Origin of the sequence: Chitinophaga sp. (assembly GCF_039596155.1) — a bacterium.
Classification (GTDB): domain Bacteria; phylum Bacteroidota; class Bacteroidia; order Chitinophagales; family Chitinophagaceae; genus Chitinophaga.
Window position 1 is genome coordinate 14,547 of record NZ_JBCNKF010000028.1, and the last position, 20,539, is coordinate 35,085.

At 45.7% G+C, this 20,539-nt stretch carries 17 protein-coding genes and 1 other RNA gene; 6 read left to right on the forward strand and 12 right to left on the reverse strand.

Annotated features, from left to right (window positions below):
* Positions 1 to 28 precede the first annotated feature (28 nt).
* The 4 genes from ABDW33_RS23425 (at position 29) to ABDW33_RS23440 (ending at position 2,737) form a co-directional block, all read left to right on the forward strand.
* The gene (locus tag ABDW33_RS23425; protein WP_343692531.1) at positions 29 to 466 is read left to right on the forward strand and encodes a DoxX family protein; all 438 of its coding nucleotides are present in this window, start codon (positions 29 to 31) and stop codon (positions 464 to 466) included.
* A 309-nt stretch (positions 467 to 775) separates the two neighbouring features.
* On the forward strand, positions 776 to 1,807 hold the full coding sequence (locus ABDW33_RS23430) for a Smr/MutS family protein (protein WP_343692532.1): 1,032 nt from the start codon (positions 776 to 778) through the stop codon (positions 1,805 to 1,807).
* 92 nt (positions 1,808 to 1,899) lie between these two features.
* Positions 1,900 to 2,285, forward strand: an RNA gene (rnpB, locus tag ABDW33_RS23435) — RNase P RNA component class A.
* Positions 2,286 to 2,326: 41 nt separating this feature from the next.
* The gene (locus ABDW33_RS23440) at positions 2,327 to 2,737 is read left to right on the forward strand and encodes a DUF4870 domain-containing protein (RefSeq protein WP_343692533.1); all 411 of its coding nucleotides are present in this window, start codon (positions 2,327 to 2,329) and stop codon (positions 2,735 to 2,737) included.
* A 63-nt stretch (positions 2,738 to 2,800) separates the two neighbouring features.
* On the opposite strand, the gene ABDW33_RS23445 is transcribed toward ABDW33_RS23440, so the two are convergent.
* The 10 genes from ABDW33_RS23445 to panC form a co-directional block, all read right to left on the reverse strand.
* Positions 2,801 to 4,495, reverse strand: a complete 1,695-nt coding sequence (locus tag ABDW33_RS23445) for a S8 family peptidase (protein ID WP_343692534.1) — start codon at positions 4,493 to 4,495, stop codon at positions 2,801 to 2,803.
* A gap of 948 nt (positions 4,496 to 5,443) precedes the next feature.
* Positions 5,444 to 5,983, reverse strand: a complete 540-nt coding sequence (locus ABDW33_RS23450) for a hypothetical protein (protein WP_343692535.1) — start codon at positions 5,981 to 5,983, stop codon at positions 5,444 to 5,446.
* Positions 5,984 to 6,235: 252 nt separating this feature from the next.
* A complete protein-coding gene (locus ABDW33_RS23455) occupies positions 6,236 to 7,765 on the reverse strand; it encodes an aldehyde dehydrogenase family protein (protein ID WP_343692536.1) in 1,530 nt (509 codons plus the stop codon).
* Positions 7,766 to 7,835: 70 nt separating this feature from the next.
* Complete coding sequence (locus ABDW33_RS23460; RefSeq protein WP_343692537.1) at positions 7,836 to 8,720, reverse strand: DUF1338 domain-containing protein; 885 nt, start codon at positions 8,718 to 8,720, stop codon at positions 7,836 to 7,838.
* A gap of 84 nt (positions 8,721 to 8,804) precedes the next feature.
* Positions 8,805 to 9,620: a 3-methyl-2-oxobutanoate hydroxymethyltransferase gene (panB, locus tag ABDW33_RS23465; protein ID WP_343692538.1), complete on the reverse strand. Its 816-nt coding sequence runs from the start codon at positions 9,618 to 9,620 to the stop codon at positions 8,805 to 8,807.
* 45 nt (positions 9,621 to 9,665) lie between these two features.
* Positions 9,666 to 10,550 (reverse strand): exopolyphosphatase, encoded by an 885-nt coding sequence (locus ABDW33_RS23470; protein ID WP_343692539.1) that lies wholly within the window; start codon positions 10,548 to 10,550, stop codon positions 9,666 to 9,668.
* 305 nt (positions 10,551 to 10,855) lie between these two features.
* Complete coding sequence (ppk1, locus tag ABDW33_RS23475; RefSeq protein WP_343692540.1) at positions 10,856 to 12,943, reverse strand: polyphosphate kinase 1; 2,088 nt, start codon at positions 12,941 to 12,943, stop codon at positions 10,856 to 10,858.
* Between the two features lie 316 nt (positions 12,944 to 13,259).
* Positions 13,260 to 14,267 carry a lysylphosphatidylglycerol synthase transmembrane domain-containing protein gene (locus tag ABDW33_RS23480; protein WP_343692541.1) on the reverse strand — a complete coding sequence of 336 codons (1,008 nt, stop codon included), beginning with the start codon at positions 14,265 to 14,267 and terminating at the stop codon, positions 13,260 to 13,262.
* 26 nt (positions 14,268 to 14,293) lie between these two features.
* On the reverse strand, positions 14,294 to 14,638 hold the full coding sequence (gene panD / locus ABDW33_RS23485; RefSeq protein WP_343692542.1) for an aspartate 1-decarboxylase: 345 nt from the start codon (positions 14,636 to 14,638) through the stop codon (positions 14,294 to 14,296).
* A 115-nt stretch (positions 14,639 to 14,753) separates the two neighbouring features.
* A complete protein-coding gene (gene panC / locus ABDW33_RS23490; protein WP_343692543.1) occupies positions 14,754 to 15,608 on the reverse strand; it encodes a pantoate--beta-alanine ligase in 855 nt (284 codons plus the stop codon).
* Between the two features lie 109 nt (positions 15,609 to 15,717).
* Between panC and ABDW33_RS23495 the strand changes: the two genes are divergently transcribed.
* Together ABDW33_RS23495 and metK are read left to right on the forward strand one after the other, a co-directional pair.
* A complete protein-coding gene (locus ABDW33_RS23495; RefSeq protein ID WP_343692544.1) occupies positions 15,718 to 16,536 on the forward strand; it encodes a glycogen/starch synthase in 819 nt (272 codons plus the stop codon).
* 331 nt (positions 16,537 to 16,867) lie between these two features.
* Positions 16,868 to 18,121: a methionine adenosyltransferase gene (gene metK, locus ABDW33_RS23500; protein ID WP_343692545.1), complete on the forward strand. Its 1,254-nt coding sequence runs from the start codon at positions 16,868 to 16,870 to the stop codon at positions 18,119 to 18,121.
* Positions 18,122 to 18,250: 129 nt separating this feature from the next.
* On the opposite strand, the gene ABDW33_RS23505 is transcribed toward metK, so the two are convergent.
* On the reverse strand, positions 18,251 to 18,808 hold the full coding sequence (locus ABDW33_RS23505; protein WP_343692546.1) for a hypothetical protein: 558 nt from the start codon (positions 18,806 to 18,808) through the stop codon (positions 18,251 to 18,253).
* Positions 18,809 to 18,960: 152 nt separating this feature from the next.
* Positions 18,961 to 20,535 (reverse strand): DUF6770 family protein, encoded by a 1,575-nt coding sequence (locus ABDW33_RS23510; RefSeq protein ID WP_343692547.1) that lies wholly within the window; start codon positions 20,533 to 20,535, stop codon positions 18,961 to 18,963.
* Positions 20,536 to 20,539: the final 4 nt, after the last annotated feature.

Here is a 20,539-nt window from a genome sequence, read left to right on the forward strand (position 1 = left end):
CAGTTCTTTGATCCTAAACTCATATTTTATGAACCTGCTACAGCGAATTGACCATTGGGGCGAATCGCATCATCCTAAATGGATAGATGGTGTTCGCGTTCTCCTTGGAATATTTTTGTTCTGGAAAGGAGTTGTATTCATTCAAAATATTGATGTGCTCAAAGCAGTGATAAACCAAAGCCCGTTTATCACGGTGTTATCTTTCTGGCTTGCTCATTACATTGTCTTTGCTCATCTGCTGGGCGGAGTCCTTATTACATTCGGCCTCCTTACCAGAGCAGCTGTCCTTGCACAGATCCCCATTCTTCTTGGCGCCCTTATCTTTGTGCATATCCCGACAGGGTTATTTAATGTGCACAACGAATCCGGCCTTTCTATCCTTGTTCTGCTGTTGCTTTTGGTATTTTTAGTAGAAGGCAGTGGCCCCCTTTCATATGATGGCTATATGCGCAGGCATCCTGCATGAGCGGATGTAACGGTATAGTTTTGATGTATTAGCATTTGTCGTTTGATTATTTCCAATTGCCCGGGCAGGAGAACCTGCTCATGGGAAACGCATGAGCGATGCTCACTGGGGTAGCCCGCTAAAACTACCCTGGTAAGGTCATGACGCGAAGCGTACGGCCCCGTCAATTCCCTGCCTCATCCACCTTCCACACTACCCGGCATCGCCGCAAACAGGTAAGAGTCCCATAATTTATGTAGTTTTGCGGCACTGCGATACAGGTAGCAGGGAATCCTGTCGTCTGTCTACAAGAGCCGCAGTGTAGTAATCATGAAGTACGAGATTGGAGATAAGATATTATTGCTTCACTCAAAAGAAGAAGGCACTGTTGTCGATATCATCAACGCCGATATGGTGATGGTAGAGATCGGCAAGGTGACGTTCCCGGTATACCTGGATCAGATCGATTTCCCTTATTTTCACCGGTTTACCACTACGCCAAAGAATGGCAATCCACCCGCCAGAAAAGCTGGTTTCGATATTAAGCCTGAAAAGAAACAGGATACTTTCAGAATGGACAAAGGCGTCTTCCTGTCTGTATTACCCGTATTCCGGGTTGAAGGATATGAAGAAAATGTGGAGTTACTGAAGTTTCATCTCGCAAATGAGACCAATACCGCCTGGAAGTTTCATTTCCAGGTTTATCTCAAGAACCAGCTGGAGCTGGAAATGAAGAATGAGATCCAACCTTTTACTAATTTCTATCTTAGCGATCTTCCCTTTGAAGCATTGAATGACGGCCCGAGAATAGAATTCACTTTTTATCCGAAAGAACCAGATCCTAAACTGGCACCTTCCTTCCAGAAGACCTGGAAGATCAAGACCAAGCAGATTTTCCAGCAACTAAGTGATTTACAAGCCAGAAGGAATGCTACATTAAGTTATTTACTGTTCGAGAAGTTCCCTCCAAAGCCGGAGAAATCAGCAAATGATTTCGATACTTCGTCGATTGGTAAGTTCTCTGCAGGTGGAACGACGGTGACCACTAACACTGTTCCAGAAGTGCCAATGACGCCAAAATACGAGCTGGATCTGCATATTGAGCAACTCACACCGGACTGGAAAGGCATGAAGAATATTGAGATCCTGGCCATACAGCTGAATGAATTTGTACGCTACCTGGAGCTGGCGATATCTCACCATCAACATACCATGTTTGTGATCCATGGCGTTGGGAAAGGCAGACTGAAGGATGAGATTCATAAGATCCTGAAGGATACACCGGAAGTAGATAAGTTTGCGAACGAGTACCATCCGAGATATGGATTTGGTGCGACTGAGATCTTCTTTAAACATTCCTAAAGCGGAGGGCGGCACAGGCAGGCAGTCCCATAATGATCTTTAATTCGTTAGCGGCATTGAAAACCGTCCCGGATTTTTATATTTTTGCAAAAACTACAAACCGTGCTATCGTTCCAGGCAACTGGTAAGGAAAGTCCGGACAGCATAGGGCAACGCACCACCTAACTGGTGGGGACCTGTTCACCTCGTCGCTGATGAGGCGTACAGGTCACAGACAGTGCCACAGAAAATGACCGCCTTGTCTTGTACAGGGTAAGGGTGAAAATGTGGGGTAAGAGCCCACGTTCTGGGATGGCAACATAACAGAAGGGTAAACCTTGCGTGCTGAAATGCCATGTATACGGTCGATGAGGGCGGCTCGTCCAATGACCGAGGGTAGGCAGATACAGGTGGCGTGCGAACGTCATCGCAGATAAATGATAGCATCAGTTGTCGCAGGACAGCTGAACAGAATCCGGCTTATAGGTTTGTAGTTTTTGTTTTTACCCTTACATTTATTGCTACACCCAATTTATACCAATGGACCAAAAAGAAGAAAAAACCTGGGGCATTTTTATTAGCCTTGCTGGCATTATCGGCATGAGCATCATTTCACCCGTAGGAAATATTATCGCCGTACTGATCCTCTGGCTGATCAAACGGGACCAATCCTCTTTCATTAATGAGATCGGAAGAGAAGCACTGGGATTTCAGATTGTCATGAGTATTGCAGGCTTCGTTTTGAGAATAATAGCAGCTATTATCTCCGGCATGTTTGCGTTATCATTCTGGCTTTTCAACCCGTTTACCAGCAATTTTCACTTCTCAGGAAGAAGCTGGGGACTGTTATCCATCGTCTGGATCGTGAACGTGGTATTTTCGGTGATTGCCGCTTTGAAAGCGAATGATGGGGTGATCTACAGGTATCCCTTCAAAATCAGGATCCGTTAACAAAGCTGTTATCATAAAAAAAGGGCTTTTGCTACCAGCAAAAGCCCTTTTTTATGCAGATAATTATCCTTTTTTAATCTTCATTACCTTCGGTTTCTTACCCAGCTTTTCGATCTTCTCCGGTTTCAGTGTACTTGCCAGTTTCAGGGCATCGTACGCATTTACCAACCCACCAGTGGCAGACAGGTCAGCAAAAGGGACCATTTGTCCGCCAGCGCCTGGTTTATTCACCTCTTTCGTACCATCAGGCAATGGTTGCGCGGATTTAAGCAATACATATTTGATCTGTTCAGCTGACAGGTCAGGATAGTAAGACCATACCAGTGCAGCAATGCCTGCTACAACCGGACAAGCCATACTGGTTCCACTCAGACTGCCATATTTATTACCTCCCGGCAGGGTAGCATAAATCTGTACGCCTGGTGCAAACAGATCCACGGTACGCTTGCCATAGTTGGAGAAGCTGGCCACTTTCGCACCTGTTTTACCATTGCTGCTGGCACCTACAGTAATAACATTCGTAGCTGTTGTACCATCCAGGAAATCAGTGTTTGGGAAGTTGTCCGTGCTATCCACATTCTTACCGTCATTACCCGCTGCATGGATCAGTAAAACATTGTGTGCAGCGGCATATTTAAATGCGGCATCTACCCACTCTTTATGAGGAGAGAATGATTTACCAAAGCTCATGTTAATAATACGTGCACCATTGTCTACCGCATAGCGAATAGCAAGAGCCACATCCTTATCACGTTCATCGCCGTCTGGTACGGCTTTTACGGCCATGATCCTTACATTGTCAGCAACACCGTCCATGCCTACACCATTTTCTCTCGCTGCCGCGATAATACCTGATACGTGGGTGCCATGGTAGCCAAACTGGCCCATTACGTCATTGTTGCCGTAATATTTATCATTGATATCATTGATATTATCACCAACGATATCAGCGCGTTTTGCGTTAGGTGTATAGTTATCAGAGATCTCCGCTTTCTTCTTCAGGTCTTCGATGTATTCTTCAAACTCAGGCTTGAAGTCAGCGTAGTTAATGGTAGAATCACCGGTACTGTTGAACAGGCGGATCATAAAATTCTTAGCCACCATCACATCCTGGTCCGTTGTCTGGATACTGTCCAGTTTCGGTACATTGAAGTCATTCTGGTGCAGGTAAGTGGTGAGCAGGCTACTGGCCTTATTCACATTTTCCTGCAGTTTCAGCATGGCTTTGTAAGTCGTTTTGCTTTCAGCAGAAGGCCTGGTGATTTTGCCTGATACCTTTTGCCAATATGCATATTCTTTAGAGCTATGGTCCAGTGCGGAGTCCGGGTTTACATATTTCTCCTTTAATCTTACGTATTCGCGGGTAGCTTCATCGGAATCATCTTTTAAGCTGCGGCCATCTTTACCGCCAAGGAAATTCCATCCATGTACATCATCAACATACCCGTTTTTGTCATCGTCAATTCCATTCCCGGGAATTTCTTTGGGATTGATCCATAGAATGGACTTCAGGTCTTCGTGCAGGGTATCGATACCAGAGTCGATCACTGCTACGACAATAGGGGTGCTTTTCTTACCCTTTAGCAGTTCAGTGTAGGCACGCTGCACGCTGGTACCGTATACGCTATCAGCAGCGTAGTCGAGCAAGTGCCAGTTTTTAGGTACTGCTTTACCCTGAGCATAAGCCGTGTTAGTTGTAAGTGCAGTCATCATCGCAACACATCCTGCCATGACTGCTATTGCTCCGCTAGATTTCATTGGTCTGTTTTTTTTCACAATAAGCATAACAATACGAATACCATAAAAGGTTAAAGGTAAATTAAAGTGTAGTGGGCCAAGATAAGACGAATTGGTGAAGGGGTGAAAAAGAATGTTATGATCAGCAGAATCTCGTGGTAGATGGGGGGAAGTACCTATACGTAGAATGAAATTACTGAATATTATAAAATATTTTTCATTATCTGGCAGGGGGTACTATTCTTTGGAAAGTGGCTACGGGCACAGCAGTGCAAGCGTTTGGGGGCTAAACTGCTGAAATATAGGCAGGAAAGTAGCACGAAAGTAGAATATGAAATTCCAGAAAAAAGTGTAAAATTTAGTGCTGGAAGAATAATTTGGACGCCGTACTGGTGCCAGTTATTTTTCTCATAAGCATGGTTTCCGTTTAACGAAAAAGCGAGGTTCTCTAACCTCGCTATTTTTATGTCTGTATGATTGGTGAGGTGTTGTAAATGGTACCTGCCGGATGGCTGAATGCGGCTCGATATGATTTTATTTTATATCATTGCTCAGGCAATAAAAAGCATCCACTTCAACTCATTGCAAACGCAATAATTAGTTGGGTTACAAGTGCCTCAGACAATAAAAAGCATCCACTCAAATCACTGCAAACGCAATAATTCGTTGGGTCACCGAGTAACTCAGACAATAAAAAGCATCCACTCAAATCACTGCAAACGCAATAATTCGTTGGGTCACCGAGTAACTCAGACAATAAAAAGCATCCCTTCAAATCGCTGCAAACGCAATAATTCATTGGCTCAACGAGTACCTCATAAAATAAAGCATCCCCTCAAATCGCTGCAAACACAATAATTCGTTAGCTCACCGAGTACCTCAGACAATAAAAAGCATCCCCTCAAATCACTGCAAACGCAATAATTCGTTGGGGCCACCCGGCACCTTTAACTAAACCTGCTGATGTATCTATTCTAATTGAACCTCACAAACGGTCTCATTTCCGGGCAGATCTGCTGCTACCACTATCACCTTATTTCCGGCCGCCACATTAGCTATTACATAACTCCAATCCACACCATTCCTGCCTAAAACAGCCTGGCCTCTTTCCAGTATCACCCCTGCAGCGTCCAACACCCGCACTTCCACAGCTGCCACCCTGAACTCATCTTTGGCAGTTACTACCACCGTATCATCTTCCAGCTTCACCTGCTGTACTGCAGGAGACCGGTACGCATCCTTTATCGCCATATTATAGGCATTCTGTCCCGGACCGGCTTTTGATTGATAATACGCCTTTAATTCCGGGTCTTTTAGCATCTCCTTTGCATAAGCTGCAGCTTCCATGAGCTTATACCTGGCTTCCATTTGCTTGCTGGTTGGTTTTTTTCTGGACGGACCGCGTTTCTTCGCCATGATAATCTGTCCGTTCCGTTCGTAAATAGTGAGCTGACCGCCAAGCGAACCTTTGACGAGTTGAAGCAGCATGTTGTCTTTAACAAGAGCCATAACAAACAATTTTGAGGTTACAATATCAATGTTACTGCTTAGTTCGAGTATTCAGTGCTTCTTTTATACCAATTGAGTACTAATACATCACTTAATAATCACTATATGGGCACTTCGATATCGATTTGATATACAAGTGTACTTTTAGTGTACTTATAGTATACTATTGGTGTACTGAAAATGTAAAAGCAGACACATAAAAAAAGCGCACTTACCCGGAGGTAAATGCGCTTTCAAATATCAATAAACCGTTTACAAATCAAACTTAATCCCCTGCGCCAGCGGCAACTGCGTCGAATAATTAATCGTATTCGTCTGTCTCCGCATATACGCCTTCCAGGCTTCAGAGCCACTTTCTCTACCACCCCCTGTCTCTTTCTCACCACCAAATGCCCCTCCAATTTCCGCTCCTGACGTACCTATATTCACATTCGCAATACCACAATCAGATCCGCCATGCGATAAAAACGCTTCCGCCTCCCGCAGGTTCAGCGTCATAATTGAAGAAGAAAGCCCCTGCGGTACCCCATTCTGCAATGCAATGGCCTCCTCAAGTGTCTTGTATTTCATCACATATAATATCGGCGCAAACGTCTCGTGCTGCACAATCTTATAATGATTCTCCACTTCTGCTATACATGGCTTAACATAACAGCCGGAAGCATACTCCCCGCCAGTCAGTACACCACCCTCTACCAGTATCCGGCCACCTTCTTTCTGCACTTCCGCAATTGCATGCTCGTACATCCTCACGGCATCCTGATCAATCAACGGCCCCACGTGGTTATGCTCATCCAGCGGATTCCCGATCTTCAGCTGACCATATGCTTTCACCAGCTTTTGGGTAAACGCATCATACACACTCTCATGAATGATCAGCCGGCGGGTAGTCGTACAACGTTGCCCCGCTGTACCAACTGCACCAAACACACAACCGATCAATGACATATCCAGATCTGCATCTTTAGAAATAATAATAGCATTGTTTCCCCCTAACTCCAGCAGGGAACGCCCCAGACGTGCACCTACTACTGCTGCCACTGCTTTGCCCATACGGGTAGAACCAGTGGCCGATACCAACGGTACGCGGGTATCTGCTGCCAGCCATTCACCGGCATCCCGATTCCCCACCAGCAGGCAACACACCCCTTCCGGTACGTTGTTCGCCTTTAACACCTCCTGCATGATCTGTTGACACGCGATGGCAGATAACGGCGTCTTTTCTGATGGTTTCCAGATACATACATCCCCACATACCCATGCCAGCATAGAATTCCAGCTCCATACGGCTACCGGGAAATTGAATGCGGAAATAATACCCGTAATACCCAGCGGATGCCACTGCTCATACATCCGGTGACCCGGACGTTCAGAATGCATCGTCAGCCCGTGCAACTGGCGGGAAAGACCTACTGCAAAGTCGCAGATGTCAATCATCTCCTGCACTTCACCATACCCTTCCTGCAGACTCTTCCCCATTTCGTAAGACACCAGTTTTCCCAGTGCCTCTTTATTTTTGCGCAATGCTTCACCTACCTGTCTCACTACTTCACCACGGCGTGGCGCTGGCCACAACCGCCATTCTTTAAAAGCAGCTGCAGCTGTCGCTACTACCTGTTCATAATTCGCACGACTGGCAGCGGTGACCTGTGCAATATGTTTACCATCTACCGGAGAATTGGCCCCGATGACATCGCCATAGGCTTTTAACCATTGTATGCCTGTACTGACACCACTATTTTGAGGAGTGATATGGAACTGGTTCAGAATGTCTTGTATCATGGTGCAAATATATGTTTTTACCGGGCTGTATGTACCCGGCTGTTTTGGTGTTGGATGTTTGTAATGCGCACTACCGTTGTGTCTGCGAACTATATGTACTTTCAAAGATCTTGTCTGCATTCCCTGCTTCAAAACCTTCTCTCCGGTGCTCGCGTTTTATTTCACTGGCCGGTAAATGTGCAAATTGTGGTAATACCCTGCGCTCTGCAAACTCCACATAAGACCCCGATATCTGCTGTGTCTTACTCTCTGCAAAGGTAGCAGGGATCATCTTCGCAACCGTACTGCTTTGCAATAACAGGTGATCCGGGCTTTCTTTGATCTTACCACCTGAGTCATTCAATTTAAATCCATTTCTCTCCAAAAACTGGTTGAAATCGGCTACAGTGTTATATCCTGTGGGCAGGTTCTGCAAACTGATGGTAAAGTGATTTAAATAGTACCTGTTGTAAATAACCCACGCGGCATATTCACTCTCTGCTGCCAGTGTCTGGTAATCAGCCAGGGTAGGGGTTCTCCAGAGTGCGCTGTGCAAAAACAGGTCTACTTCAGGGCCATTGTCCAGGTCCAGTTTTTCCACCGGGTCCACCTTTACTTCGTCTGTATAACTGGTAATGATGCCTTGTGCCTCCGCACTCAGGTCCTGCACCCGCAACTCGCTGATGAAGATGCGCGGGTACTTTGGTGCCGGTGGTGCATACCAGTATGCATCCAGTTTCTTTTCTTTGAAATGGTAAGGTGACTGTTTTGTGTAGCCATAGTGCAGGAAGATCTTTTCCAGCGATTGAATGCCTAATTGGGGCACACCGATGGTTCTGAAAGCAATATGGTCATTTTCAATGTCTTCTGCGATCTGAATAACATCTTCATTGATCATGGCTGCAATGATGGCAGCAACGTCAGGAACACGCTCCTGATACCGTTGCATCAGGCCGTTCAGTACATAGTCTAACATAACTCAGGTTTAGTTTGTGGAACTGGGGTAAAGGTAGGTTATTTTAGCAGAACGCTCCTGCCGGGGCAGAAGCGTTCGTTACTATTAATATTGTTCGCTGTCATTCGGAAAATCCTTCGCTTTCACATCACTGATATACTGTTTGGAAGCACCCAGGATGGTCTCGTACAGGTTCAGGTATCTCCTTAAGAAGCGCGGCTTGAAGTCCTTGTTAATGCCCAGTAAGTCGTGCATGACCAGTACCTGCCCATCTACATATTTACCGGCGCCGATGCCGATGATAGGGATGCGTACGCTTTCCGCCACTTTCTTAGCCAGCAGGGCCGGGATCTTTTCGAGTACAATGGCAAAACAACCCGCTTCTTCCAACAACCTGGCATCGCGCAGGAGTTTTTCGGCTTCCGCATCTTCAGTGGCACGTACAGAGTAAGTACCGAATTTGTTGATAGACTGAGGTGTCAGGCCCAGGTGTCCCATCACAGGTACCCCGGCAGATATAATACGTTTTACTGATTCCAGTATTTCTTCACCCCCTTCGATCTTTACACCATGCGCGCTGGTTTCTTTCATAATACGCACGGTAGACATCAGGGCTTCCTTGGAATTGCCCTGGTAAGTACCGAATGGCAGATCTACCACTACAAAAGCACGCTTAATAGCCCTTACTACCGAAGCCGCATGATAGATCATCTGGTCCAGGGTAATAGGCAGGGTGGTCTCATAACCGGCCATTACGTTCGCTGCTGAATCACCTACCAGCAAAACATCCATACCTGCATCGTCAAAAATGCGGGCCATGGAAAAATCATAGGCTGTGATCATTGAAATCTTTTCCCCTTCATCCTTCATCCGCTGAAGGATATGCGTTGTGATCCGCTTAACTTCTTTATGCGTAGACATCTCTTATCTTGTTGTTAAAAAAGGGTGTTAAGGTAGGGAAAATATTTAAATTGATGTGATTTCTCCGTACAGGGACTGGATCAGGCCGTCGGCCAACCCGATTTTAGGTACGAAGATCTCTTCTGCGCCTGCCCACCGCATAATATTAACATAGATCTGCAGGGCCGGTACGATCACGTCTGCCCGGTCCTCCCTTAAATTATAGAGGTGAATTCTTTCTTCTACTGAAAAACTGCTGAACTCTTTGTAATAATCTTTCAGCACATCGAGGGTGAGTGGTTTTCCTTCCTTGCGTTTGGAAAGAGAGAAGACCTTGTTGATATTACCACCGGAACCAATAGCTGTCACAGGGCCTACGTTCCTGATCTGCTGCTTGATGGTCTCCTTCATATACTGCCAGTGTGCATCTGTAACCTGCTGCTGGAGAAGGCGGATCGTGCCGATATTGAATGATGTCTTGTGTACGAGTGTATTCTTACTGAAGATTGTCACTTCCGTACTACCGCCACCCACGTCTATATACATATAAGAGCGGGACTTGTCGAGGTTCTCGGCGATGTGACTTTCGTAGAGGAAAGAGGCTTCTTCCTGGCCGGATATAACTTTTATATCAATACCCGTTTCGCGCTTCACATCATCCAGGATCGAAGCAGCGTTGCCGGCATCGCGCATGGCACTCGTTGCACAGGCTTTCAGGTATTTTACTTCGTATACTTCGAGCAGGAGTTTATAGGCTTTGATCGTACTGATCAGGTGTTCCGCTCTTTTAGGAGAAATGAGGCCGGTGCTGAAAACATCGATACCCAGCCTTAAAGGCACGCGCACCAGGTTTACTTTTGTAAAGTCCATACGTCCCTGACTGTTGGGCGATGCTTCTGAAATCAATAACCGGGCGGCATTAGAGCCTATGTCAATAGCAGCAAGCTTCATAATGGGCAAAGATACTTGTTTATCTATTCAGGATCAACAAAAACAGGGATGAGTGCTAGTGTTATTTAATTATTAAAAGTATTGCAAGTGCAGTGAACTACGCCGAAAAACTTTTATAGCTGGGTAATTGTCAATTTCAGCGAATGCTGTGTTTCAAAACAGGTGTTACACGACAGTACTTTACGGACAGCCTCCAAACAAAACCGCCATTAATTACAAAGACCCTACGGTATCGGTAATTAATGGCGGGCAGGAACACCTGCGGGTGGCATTGCACAACAAACAGCACTAACAGCGTTATTGCATTATTTATACTGCTTTTCGTGCAGGTATTTGAATATCTCGATCTGTGACCTGACCTTCTTGCCGTTATCCCGCTTATACTCATTCTTTTGCTCATTGTCGAGTATTCTCGCTTTCACATTACCACTCAGCTGTATGGCAAGGATATCTTTGATTTCCTGCTGGATAGAAAGATCGAAGATAGGAACTGCAACTTCCACACGGTGGTCAAGGTTACGCACCATCCAGTCGCAGGAGGAAATGTATACGCCACTTCTGAAAACGAATGCCCTGGCATGTTCCAGGTATTCATCCACAATACTGATAGCAGTGATGTCTTTCTTCCATTTCTTATTTTCCGTATATGCGCAACAGATACCCCTGATAATCATTTTCACGTCTACGCCTACCCGGGCCGCTTCGTACAGGAGGTTGATCATTTGCGGATCTGAGAGGGAGTTCATCTTGATGATCATCTCTCCGCCGCTCTTGTTCTTCGCCAGCTTGATTTCTTTTTCGATCATCTTCACGAAGAAAGGTCGCATACTGATCGGGCTTACCGCCAGCGTCTTACAGGCAGAGAGTATTTTTGGATCGTGCTTGGGACTTTCAAGGTAGGAGAAGACGCGGTTGATGTCGGCAAGGATGCTTCTGTTGGCAGTCAGCAACCAATGGTCACCATATACACGGGCTGTTTTTTCATTCAGGTTACCGGTAGCGACAAAACCACACTGAATGGTCTTTGTACCGATTTTCTTTTTGATCACGCACATCTTGGCATGTACTTTCAGACCTGGAATACCAATCAGCACTTTTACACCTTCATCTTCCAGTCTCGTTTTCCATTCCAGGTTGTCTGCCTCATTGAAGCGGGCACGCAACTCGAGGGATACAGTCACCTGTTTTCCATTACGTACTGCATTCACCAGGGCATTTACGATCCTGGAATTGCGGGCCAGCCGGTAAGCAGTGATCTTGATGCTGACCACATTCGGATCGATGGCGGCTTCACGCAGCAGGTCAATGATGGTATCGAAAGAGTGGTAAGGCGTGTGAAGCATCACGTCCTGGCCTTGTATCACATGCATCACGCTCGTTGCTTCGGCAAATAAAGGATGCACGAAGCTCTTGCGCATAGAGCTGGTTTTCTCTGCAAATACGGAGTTCGGGAAATCCATAAAGTCTTTGAAATTATGGATCCTGGCACCCGGAATCAGGTTGTCGCCAGGGGTAAGCCCCATACGGCGCATGAGGTATTCGAGCAACAGGGGATCGATATCCTTGTCATAAACAAAGCGTACCGGTTTCCCTTTACGACGGTCTTTCAGCCCCTTTTCGATCTGGTGAATGAGGCTGGTGGAAATGTCATTGTCTATATCCAGCTCCGCATCGCGGGTCACCTTGATGATGTGGGCGTTGAACTTATCGTAACCAAAATAAGAAAAGATATGAGGCAGGCAGAATCGAATCACGTCCTCAATGAGGATGATATCCCGTTCGCCGTCTTTGGATGGCAGGATGATAAAGCGGGGGAGGACCGAAGTCGGAATTTCTATCAGGGCAAACTTTTGTCTGACAGAGTTATCCTGCCTGGCAAGTACGATCGCAAGATAGATAGATTTATCGCGCAGTAACGGGAACTGCGGGATACTTTCAATCATCAGCGGGATGATATTGGTACGCACTTCCTCATTGAAATAATTGAGAACGAATTTCTGTTGCTCCTTGCTCAGGTGCTTTTCCGTACGGATAAAGATCTTCTGTTCTTTCAGTTCATCTACAATGCCGTCCCAGATGCGGTCAAATTCACGCTGCTGATCAATGACCAGGTCATGGATATCGTCCAGGATCTGTTCGGGGTTTTCTTCCAGGTGCATGCGGGCTGATTTGCCTACAGAAAGCATTCTGCGAAGGGTGGCTACGCGTACGCGGAAAAATTCATCCTGGTTATTGGAATGAATACCTAAGAACCGGATACGTTCATGTAATGGTACACTGGGGTCAGCTGCTTCCTGTAATACTCTGGCATTAAAGGCGAGCCAGCTAACGTCCCGGGGGATCATTTTCTTTTTTTCTGGTGCATTCTTCTTGCTGTTCGTCTTTTTTTCCATTTCAGGATCTTGAATAAAAGTATCTAAAGGCTCACTTTTGGACAATCGCATCTTAAAGGGCAATTAACGTTGTAGGTTATATGATATATAACCATAATCACAACAATACCAGATTTTAAGGAAAATCCAATGTTAAATTTGTGATATCTACTTAAAGATAAGGAATTGAAATTTAATTATCGTGGATGCGGCCAGGAATAGGGAGAGGGATCATCAGCCAGCGGAAAACGCTGAAAATTACATTTGCCGGCATGGGAAATAAAAGGGGCTGTCCCGATAAGTTGACAGCCCCTTTTATTGTATCTATAGTTTGTATTTACTGCGTAACAGGTTGCCGGTTCCCTTTGTTGTAAACGGGCAATGCGATCAGGCTGGCAAATCCCAGTACAAGGACCATCAGTGTCTGTGCGAGCCATACGATCCAGCCAAAAGCGTAGCCGGTGGTAGCATGTATGCCATATAGGAGAAGGGTTTGCTGTACCAGGATCTGGTAGGCGCCAATGCCGCCCTGGGTGACGATCATACCGATACTACCAAAGCATAATACAGAGAGGGCGGCGCCTACACCGAGTGACCTGGTTTCGTCCATGCAAAGGAAACCCAGGTACATCATGGTAAAGTACAGTGCCCATATAAAGAAGGAGTAGAAGATAAACCAGCCTTTCTTCTGCATCTTGCCGATAGAGAGTACACCTTCCCACACACCTTTGAAGATACCTTTTACTTTGGCGCCTATTTTGGAACGGGCAATGATGCGGAAAGCAATAAAGCCCAGCACAACCAGTGCCACAAGAATGCCGGCAAGTACCCAGGTTTTATTGCCACCGGCTTTATGCTGCAGTGGTTCCCAGATGCTATGGGTAAAGAACATGCCCACCGTATCCAGCTGCAAAGCAACGGTCACCACCATGATGAGCAGGAGTAAGAGCATATCGACCGCTCTTTCTGCAATCATAGTACCTACCAGTTTCTCAGCCGGAATATGCTCGTAGCGGGCTACGATGCCGCAACGGGTCACTTCTCCCAGGCGGGGAATGGCAAGGTTAGCGAGGTAGCCCACCATGACCGCAAAGAAAGTATTCAGGGTACTTGGGTGATAACCCAGAGGTTCCATAAGTAGTTTCCAGCGTACGGCACGATACCAGTGACTTGCTATACCAACGAAAATAACGGGGATGATAAGCCAGTAGTTGGCTTTTCGGAAGCTACGGATGATATCTTCCTTTTCCTGTGCAGTTAGATTGTGAGTAACCAACCATATCAAACCTAAACCTATCGCTAAAAATATTGTAAAATTGAGAATAGTCTTGAGCGATTTGGGCATAGCACGTCTGATTTTAGGGGTTACGCTTACAATTTATTATTTTCTTTTGGAAAAACAGCGATCGGTGTATGTTTTTTGGCCTCTTCGAAGTCCATTGTACAATAGGAGATGATGATGACAATATCACCTACGGCACAAAGGCGGGCAGCCGGGCCATTCATACATATTACACCTGAAGCCCGTTTACCTTTCAGTACATAGGTTTCAAGGCGTTCGCCATTATTCACGTTTACTACCTGTACCTTTTCATATTCGATAAGGCCGGCGGCATCCATCAGATCTTCGTCGATCGTGATGCTACCTACATATTGTAAGTTGGCTTCCGTGATAACTGCGCGGTGAATCTTACATTTCAATACTTCAATCTGCATAACGTATTTCTGCGTGCGGCTGCAAAGTTACGGATAAATAAATGAATGTGACAAAAGGTGATCAGTGTCATCATATTTTCAGGGGGAGCCTGCCGGTCTTCCCCCGTTTAAGCCTTTATAATAATATGTTGTCGATCAGTCGCACCCCGCTGCTTACTTCTTTGGCAGCTACTACTGCATAGAGTGGTGTGGTCGCTGCATTTTCCGGGAAGATCACGGAACCGTCTTCCAGGATACTGATCAGTTCTACGTAGTCCACTTCGAACCCGCTGGCCTTCAGGTCGTTCACGGCTTTTTCCTTCAGTTCACTGAACGGTTCCTTTCTGTAATGGTGTTTGATATAAGACAGGCCCTGGTACAAGTGCAGCGCATTCACCCGCTCGGCAGGGTTTAACCGCAGGTTGCGACTGCTCATTGCCAGCCCGTCGTTTTCACGTTGGGTAGGGCAGATGACGAGTTCTACATGGGAATCGATGATCTTAAGCAACCGGTTTATAATCAGGCACTGCTGTAAATCCTTTTGGCCCATAAATAATTTATCAGGCAGCACCAGGTTCAACAACTGGTGCACTACCTGGCCCACTCCCTGGAAATGTCCGGGTCTGGCAGCACCTTCCAGCACCGTTTCCAGTGTGCCGAAGTCATAATGCATTTTGGCAGTCAACCCGTCAGGGTACATTTCCTGCACAGATGGCAGGAACAAAACATCACATCCGGCCTCAGTGAGCATCAATACGTCCTGATCTATAGTAACCGGGTATTTTTCGAAATCTTTCGGATCATTGAACTGTGTGGGGTTTACAAAGATGCTGCAAACCACCAGGTCAGAATTTTCTTTTGCAGCATTGATCAGGGAGATATGACCCCGGTGCAAAGCCCCCATAGTTGGCACAAAACCAATGTGTTTTCCCTCATTCCGGGCTGTTGTTAAGTGCCTTTCCAGTTCGTCTTTTCGCTTGAATAAATACATAATTTATTGCTTAAAAGGATGTTAAAAGTGCCAATTTGTCTTTTGTTCCGGTAAAAATCCGTAATTTTGCAAACCAAATTTAAATTTACTGCATTAATATCAGCATTAGATGTCCACAAAGAAACGAATTCTTTTTATTGCTCAGGAGATGTCGCCTTATCTGGAACTGACAGATTATGCGGCTATGGTCAATAAAATGGCAATTAAGTCCAATGAGTCAGGGCTGGAAGTGCGGGTGATCATGCCCCGTTTTGGCATTATCAATGAGAGAAGGCACCGGTTGCACGAGGTGGTACGATTGTCAGGCATTAACATCGTGATTGAAGGAGATGATTATCCGTTGATTATCAAGGTGGCGTCGTTGCCAAATGCCCGTTTGCAGGTGTATTTCCTTGACAACGAGGACTACTTTAAGCGAAAAGCGTTATTTACGGACGAAAATGACCAGTTCTACGACGACAATGCTGCGCGTGCTGTATTTTTCTGTAAAGGTGCATTAGAGACAGTGAAGAAGTTCGGTTGGCCTCCTGACATCATCCACTGTAGTGGCTGGATGACCTCCCTCATTCCGTTGTACCTGAAAACAGCTTATAAAAAAGAGCCTGTATTTGCCCATTCAAAGGTAGTTTACTCTTTAGAGCCTAATTCCTTCACGGAGAACCTGGGTGCCGGCTTCGTTAAAAAAGCGACTATCAGCAACCAGATCAAGGAAAAAGATATAGAACTGTATAAAGAAGGTACCAATACTGCCCTGAACAAGGGAGCAGCGAAGTACGCGGATGCGGTGGTACTGGCCGGAGAAAAGACAGACAAGAAAGTGGTGGATGAACTGAAAGCCGACAAGGGTAAGATCATTCTGCCGTACAAGAAAGATAATGAAGATTTGGCAGATTACCTGCAGCTGTATATGCAGCTGCTGGGTAAGTAAAGCCGGTCGTGAAGTGATAGAAAGGGATGTACCATATGGTGCATCCCTTTTTTTTCCTTGTTTTTTCAGGGTTTTATCAGCGCTTCTCTTGGGTGTGTTTATTTTTAGGGGAGTCTCCTTTTTTTCATGACCGTATCTTACCTTCGCTATCCCGTTCACCCGCTTCACTGATTTCACCCTGCTTTAACGAATATTTTCCCTATTAAATCGCTGGAATATAGTTAGATTACTTATTTTTGCCCTAGTTTACCATTAGGCATACCACCAAATGACTAAAATATGGTAAATTGTACTAGATTTACTAATCTTAAAGCCGAAATTCAATTATTTTATGCCTTATTTATTTACCTCAGAATCAGTATCCGAAGGACATCCGGATAAAGTTGCCGATCAGATATCAGACGCATTGATAGATAATTTCTTAGCCTATGACGCGACTTCTAAAGTTGCCTGTGAAACATTGGTAACTACCGGTCAGGTGGTGCTGGCTGGTGAAGTTAAATCCGAAGCTTACCTGGATGTGCAGGAAATTGCGCGTGAGGTAATCCGCAAGATAGGGTATACCAAAAGTGAATACATGTTCGAGGCTAACTCCTGCGGTATCTTCTCTGCTATTCATGAGCAGTCTCCGGATATCAACCAGGGTGTTGAGCGTAAAAGTCCTGAAGAGCAGGGTGCCGGCGACCAGGGTATGATGTTCGGTTACGCTACCAAAGAGACCGAAAACTATATGCCACTCGCACTCGATCTGGCACACAAGATCCTGATCGAACTGGCGGCTATCCGTCGTGAAAATAAAGAAATCACTTATCTGCGCCCGGATGCTAAATCCCAGGTAACTATCGAATATTCTGATGATAACCAGCCTATCCGTATCGATACTATCGTCATTTCTACACAGCACGATGATTTCGATGAAGAAGCAAAAATGCTGGCGAAGATCAAGGAAGACATGATCAACATCGTTATTCCACGTGTAAAGGCGCAGCTGAAACCAGCCCTGCAGGCACTGTTCAACGACCAGATCACTTACCACATCAACCCAACCGGTAAATTCGTAATCGGCGGTCCTCACGGTGATACCGGTCTGACCGGCCGCAAGATCATCGTTGATACTTACGGTGGTAAAGGTGCGCACGGTGGTGGTGCTTTCTCTGGTAAAGATCCTTCCAAAGTAGACCGTTCAGCGGCTTATGCTACCCGTCACATTGCCAAGAACCTGGTAGCTGCAGGACTGGCTGACGAAGTACTGGTACAGGTATCTTACGCAATCGGTGTGGCTAAGCCTTGTGGTTTATTCATCGATACCCGCGGTACTGCAAAAGTGAATATGACAGATGGCGAGATTGCACGTAAAGTGGAAGAGATCTTCGACCTGCGTCCTTATGCGATCGAGCAGCGCCTGAAACTGCGTAACCCTATTTATAGCGATACAGCAGCTTATGGCCATATGGGTCGTGAGAGCAAAGTGGTAACCAAGGTATTCAACAAAGGTAAGAAGTATGAGAAGAGTGTAGAAGTGGAGCTGTTTACATGGGAGAAACTGGATTATGTTGATAAAGTGAAAGCAGCATTTGGCCTGTAATCATTCATAAAATATGCATAAAAAAACCGCTTTTGCCATTGGCGAAAGCGGTTTTTTATTGGCACTGTGACAGCTTAATTGAAATGTTTGTTTTTTCTCAGGTTGATGCGGGACATTAAAAGATAAATATCAGTCGGACAGGGGCAGATGAGGGGTAATGTAATGCCTTATCGCTTCCTGTGTGTCACTACTCCATACCATGTAATATCTCAAATCATATGTTTTGAACTTTCCCCCGTGTGCGGCAATGACCAGTTTGTAGGTTTGATACCTGCCAGGACGCAGCATGATAAAAACGCCCTCAATTTGTGTCCAGCTATAACGGTCTTTTTCTACCCGGAGCCCTTTGCTGGAAATTTCAATAATATGTGTGATGAATAAGATCTCAAGGCTTTTGCCAATACCGGCCACCAGCAGGAGGAATAAAACGATTGCAGCATAGAACCACCATGTCTTCGGGTTCATAGCCATGAAGATAATGAATGGCCAGATGAAGTATACACCCAGCAGTCTTGCGGCAAGAGCGTCCTTAAACACCTTATTTTCCGGCGGTTGCGGAGGTAGCTGGCTACTGCGGTGATTTTTAATTTCGTCGATACCGGCTCGCCCGTATACCTTCCGGTAGAAAGGGGATTTATTGTTTAATTCGAGCTGGCAGAGCTTTTTATATAAAGGACTATCCGCCATATTGAGTACTGTTGAGACAATTCGTGATGATGAAAAAATGGCCGGAGCCTGGTTAGATTCAGTGCGCCGGCCGCTTGATACTTTTGTATGTGTAATGCGATTATATGCTTCAATAATACGTCCGCGGCGATTAGCTGATACGTCCGAATGCCTTACAGTGCCTCAATATTAAACGTCCTGGTCTTTTCAACGCTATTGTACTCAGACACCATAATATGCCCTTCCTTGGCCGGATAAATACTCGTGGTGACAGCACCCTCTTTTCGAGGTATCTGGCGAACTACTTTCTGTTTATTCACGTCAAAGATATTCACTGTCTTCTTATCACTTAAGATCAGGTAGTTCGATTTCGTGTCACTATTCGTTACCGCGTAATAATCAATCGGCGACAACAGGTTGAAGGCAGACACCTTTCCTGGCAGCCAACGGCTATGTGCAGTAGTGATAGCAGTCACATAACTGAAATTCCCTTTCTTATCCTGTTTGAAAATCATCGCATCTCTTGCCTGTGCCTTCTGGGTACCGCCAATACCGATGATCCACAACGGTACGATAATGGTCGGGGAGGTCACCACAGCAGCGCCAATAGAACCCCATTTAGCCTTTCTTTTGTAAGAAGTACCTGCAAAGAAGGTATTGCCCTGGTAGTCCTTAAACACCGGTTCAAAACGTACAAATGTTTTCGTTGGCTGATAACGTCCTTTCTTTGAAATATCCGTCATATTTCCTTCCGTCCAGTTGCTGTAGGCAGTTTCAATATCCCCCGTGCCCGAACCTTTTACCTGCATAGTATATACACCCATGTACGGCCCTTTGCCCAGTTGCTTTACAGTCAGTATACTATTACCTTTCCGGGGGTGAAGGATATAACCGGCCAGATAAGGTCTGCCTGTTACCGGGTCATTTTCGAAAGTCTTTACAGATAACTGGTGGCCTTCCTTATCACGTAATTCCTTCTTGGTGAAAGCGGCTTTGTTGTCCACGTTATAGCCCATCAGCCAATAACCACCTTCAATGAGTTTCTCCGTCTTCTGGCAAAGCAGGTAAATGTCGTGCTGGGAGAGGAGCATTGTATAGGCCTCTGCCTGTACTGTAAAGTCAGTCTGCCATACGCTTTTCCCGGTTGCGTCGTACAGGATCAGGTGACTTTTGCTGTTGTCGCCAAAGCTGCATACAAAGCCTTTACCTGCCATATTCTTCAGCTGGATGCGATGTTTCAGTACATGACCGATCTGGTTACGATCCCAGAAGTTTGCGTTGTAAGCGTCCATGATATTCACAGCTGCCTTCACGTTATTCGTATTGATGATCTTACCGTCGAGGCTTACGAACTGCGTGAACACACTCACGAATGCGTTGCTCAGTTGTTCTTTTCGCTCCCTTCTTTTTTTATCGCCATAACCAACGAAGTTACTTCGCATATAAGCCAGGCAAAGCACATCTCCTTCAAATGCGACAGCCTGTAGGTCCAGCTTGAGTTCTGTGAAATTTAATACGCCGATATCATTCAGGTTTTCATCCATGATATTCAGTTTGTACCTGAATGAATCTGCATTTGCCCGCTCCAGTTCTGTAAAGGCGAGATAACCGACCAGATTGCCGTCCTGTACAATGGATCTGATAGAAGTAGAGATACTGTTACTAACTTCTCTGAAAACTTTCGTTTGGGCAAAAGAGTTGCTTGTAAGCAGCAGTACAAGCAGGCTTGCCAGGAATAATTGCTTCATTTGT

Coding starts and splice junctions, on each gene's coding strand:
- ABDW33_RS23425 (WP_343692531.1), top strand. CDS start 29: ATGAACCTGCTACAGCGAATTGACCATTGGGGCGAATCGCATCATCCT.
- ABDW33_RS23430 (WP_343692532.1), top strand. CDS start 776: ATGAAGTACGAGATTGGAGATAAGATATTATTGCTTCACTCAAAAGAA.
- ABDW33_RS23440 (WP_343692533.1), top strand. CDS start 2,327: ATGGACCAAAAAGAAGAAAAAACCTGGGGCATTTTTATTAGCCTTGCT.
- ABDW33_RS23445 (WP_343692534.1), bottom strand. CDS start 4,495: ATGAAATCTAGCGGAGCAATAGCAGTCATGGCAGGATGTGTTGCGATG.
- ABDW33_RS23450 (WP_343692535.1), bottom strand. CDS start 5,983: ATGGCTCTTGTTAAAGACAACATGCTGCTTCAACTCGTCAAAGGTTCG.
- ABDW33_RS23455 (WP_343692536.1), bottom strand. CDS start 7,765: ATGATACAAGACATTCTGAACCAGTTCCATATCACTCCTCAAAATAGT.
- ABDW33_RS23460 (WP_343692537.1), bottom strand. CDS start 8,720: ATGTTAGACTATGTACTGAACGGCCTGATGCAACGGTATCAGGAGCGT.
- panB (WP_343692538.1), bottom strand. CDS start 9,620: ATGTCTACGCATAAAGAAGTTAAGCGGATCACAACGCATATCCTTCAG.
- ABDW33_RS23470 (WP_343692539.1), bottom strand. CDS start 10,550: ATGAAGCTTGCTGCTATTGACATAGGCTCTAATGCCGCCCGGTTATTG.
- ppk1 (WP_343692540.1), bottom strand. CDS start 12,943: ATGGAAAAAAAGACGAACAGCAAGAAGAATGCACCAGAAAAAAAGAAA.
- ABDW33_RS23480 (WP_343692541.1), bottom strand. CDS start 14,267: ATGCCCAAATCGCTCAAGACTATTCTCAATTTTACAATATTTTTAGCG.
- panD (WP_343692542.1), bottom strand. CDS start 14,638: ATGCAGATTGAAGTATTGAAATGTAAGATTCACCGCGCAGTTATCACG.
- panC (WP_343692543.1), bottom strand. CDS start 15,608: ATGTATTTATTCAAGCGAAAAGACGAACTGGAAAGGCACTTAACAACA.
- ABDW33_RS23495 (WP_343692544.1), top strand. CDS start 15,718: ATGTCCACAAAGAAACGAATTCTTTTTATTGCTCAGGAGATGTCGCCT.
- metK (WP_343692545.1), top strand. CDS start 16,868: ATGCCTTATTTATTTACCTCAGAATCAGTATCCGAAGGACATCCGGAT.
- ABDW33_RS23505 (WP_343692546.1), bottom strand. CDS start 18,808: ATGGCGGATAGTCCTTTATATAAAAAGCTCTGCCAGCTCGAATTAAAC.
- ABDW33_RS23510 (WP_343692547.1), bottom strand. CDS start 20,535: ATGAAGCAATTATTCCTGGCAAGCCTGCTTGTACTGCTGCTTACAAGC.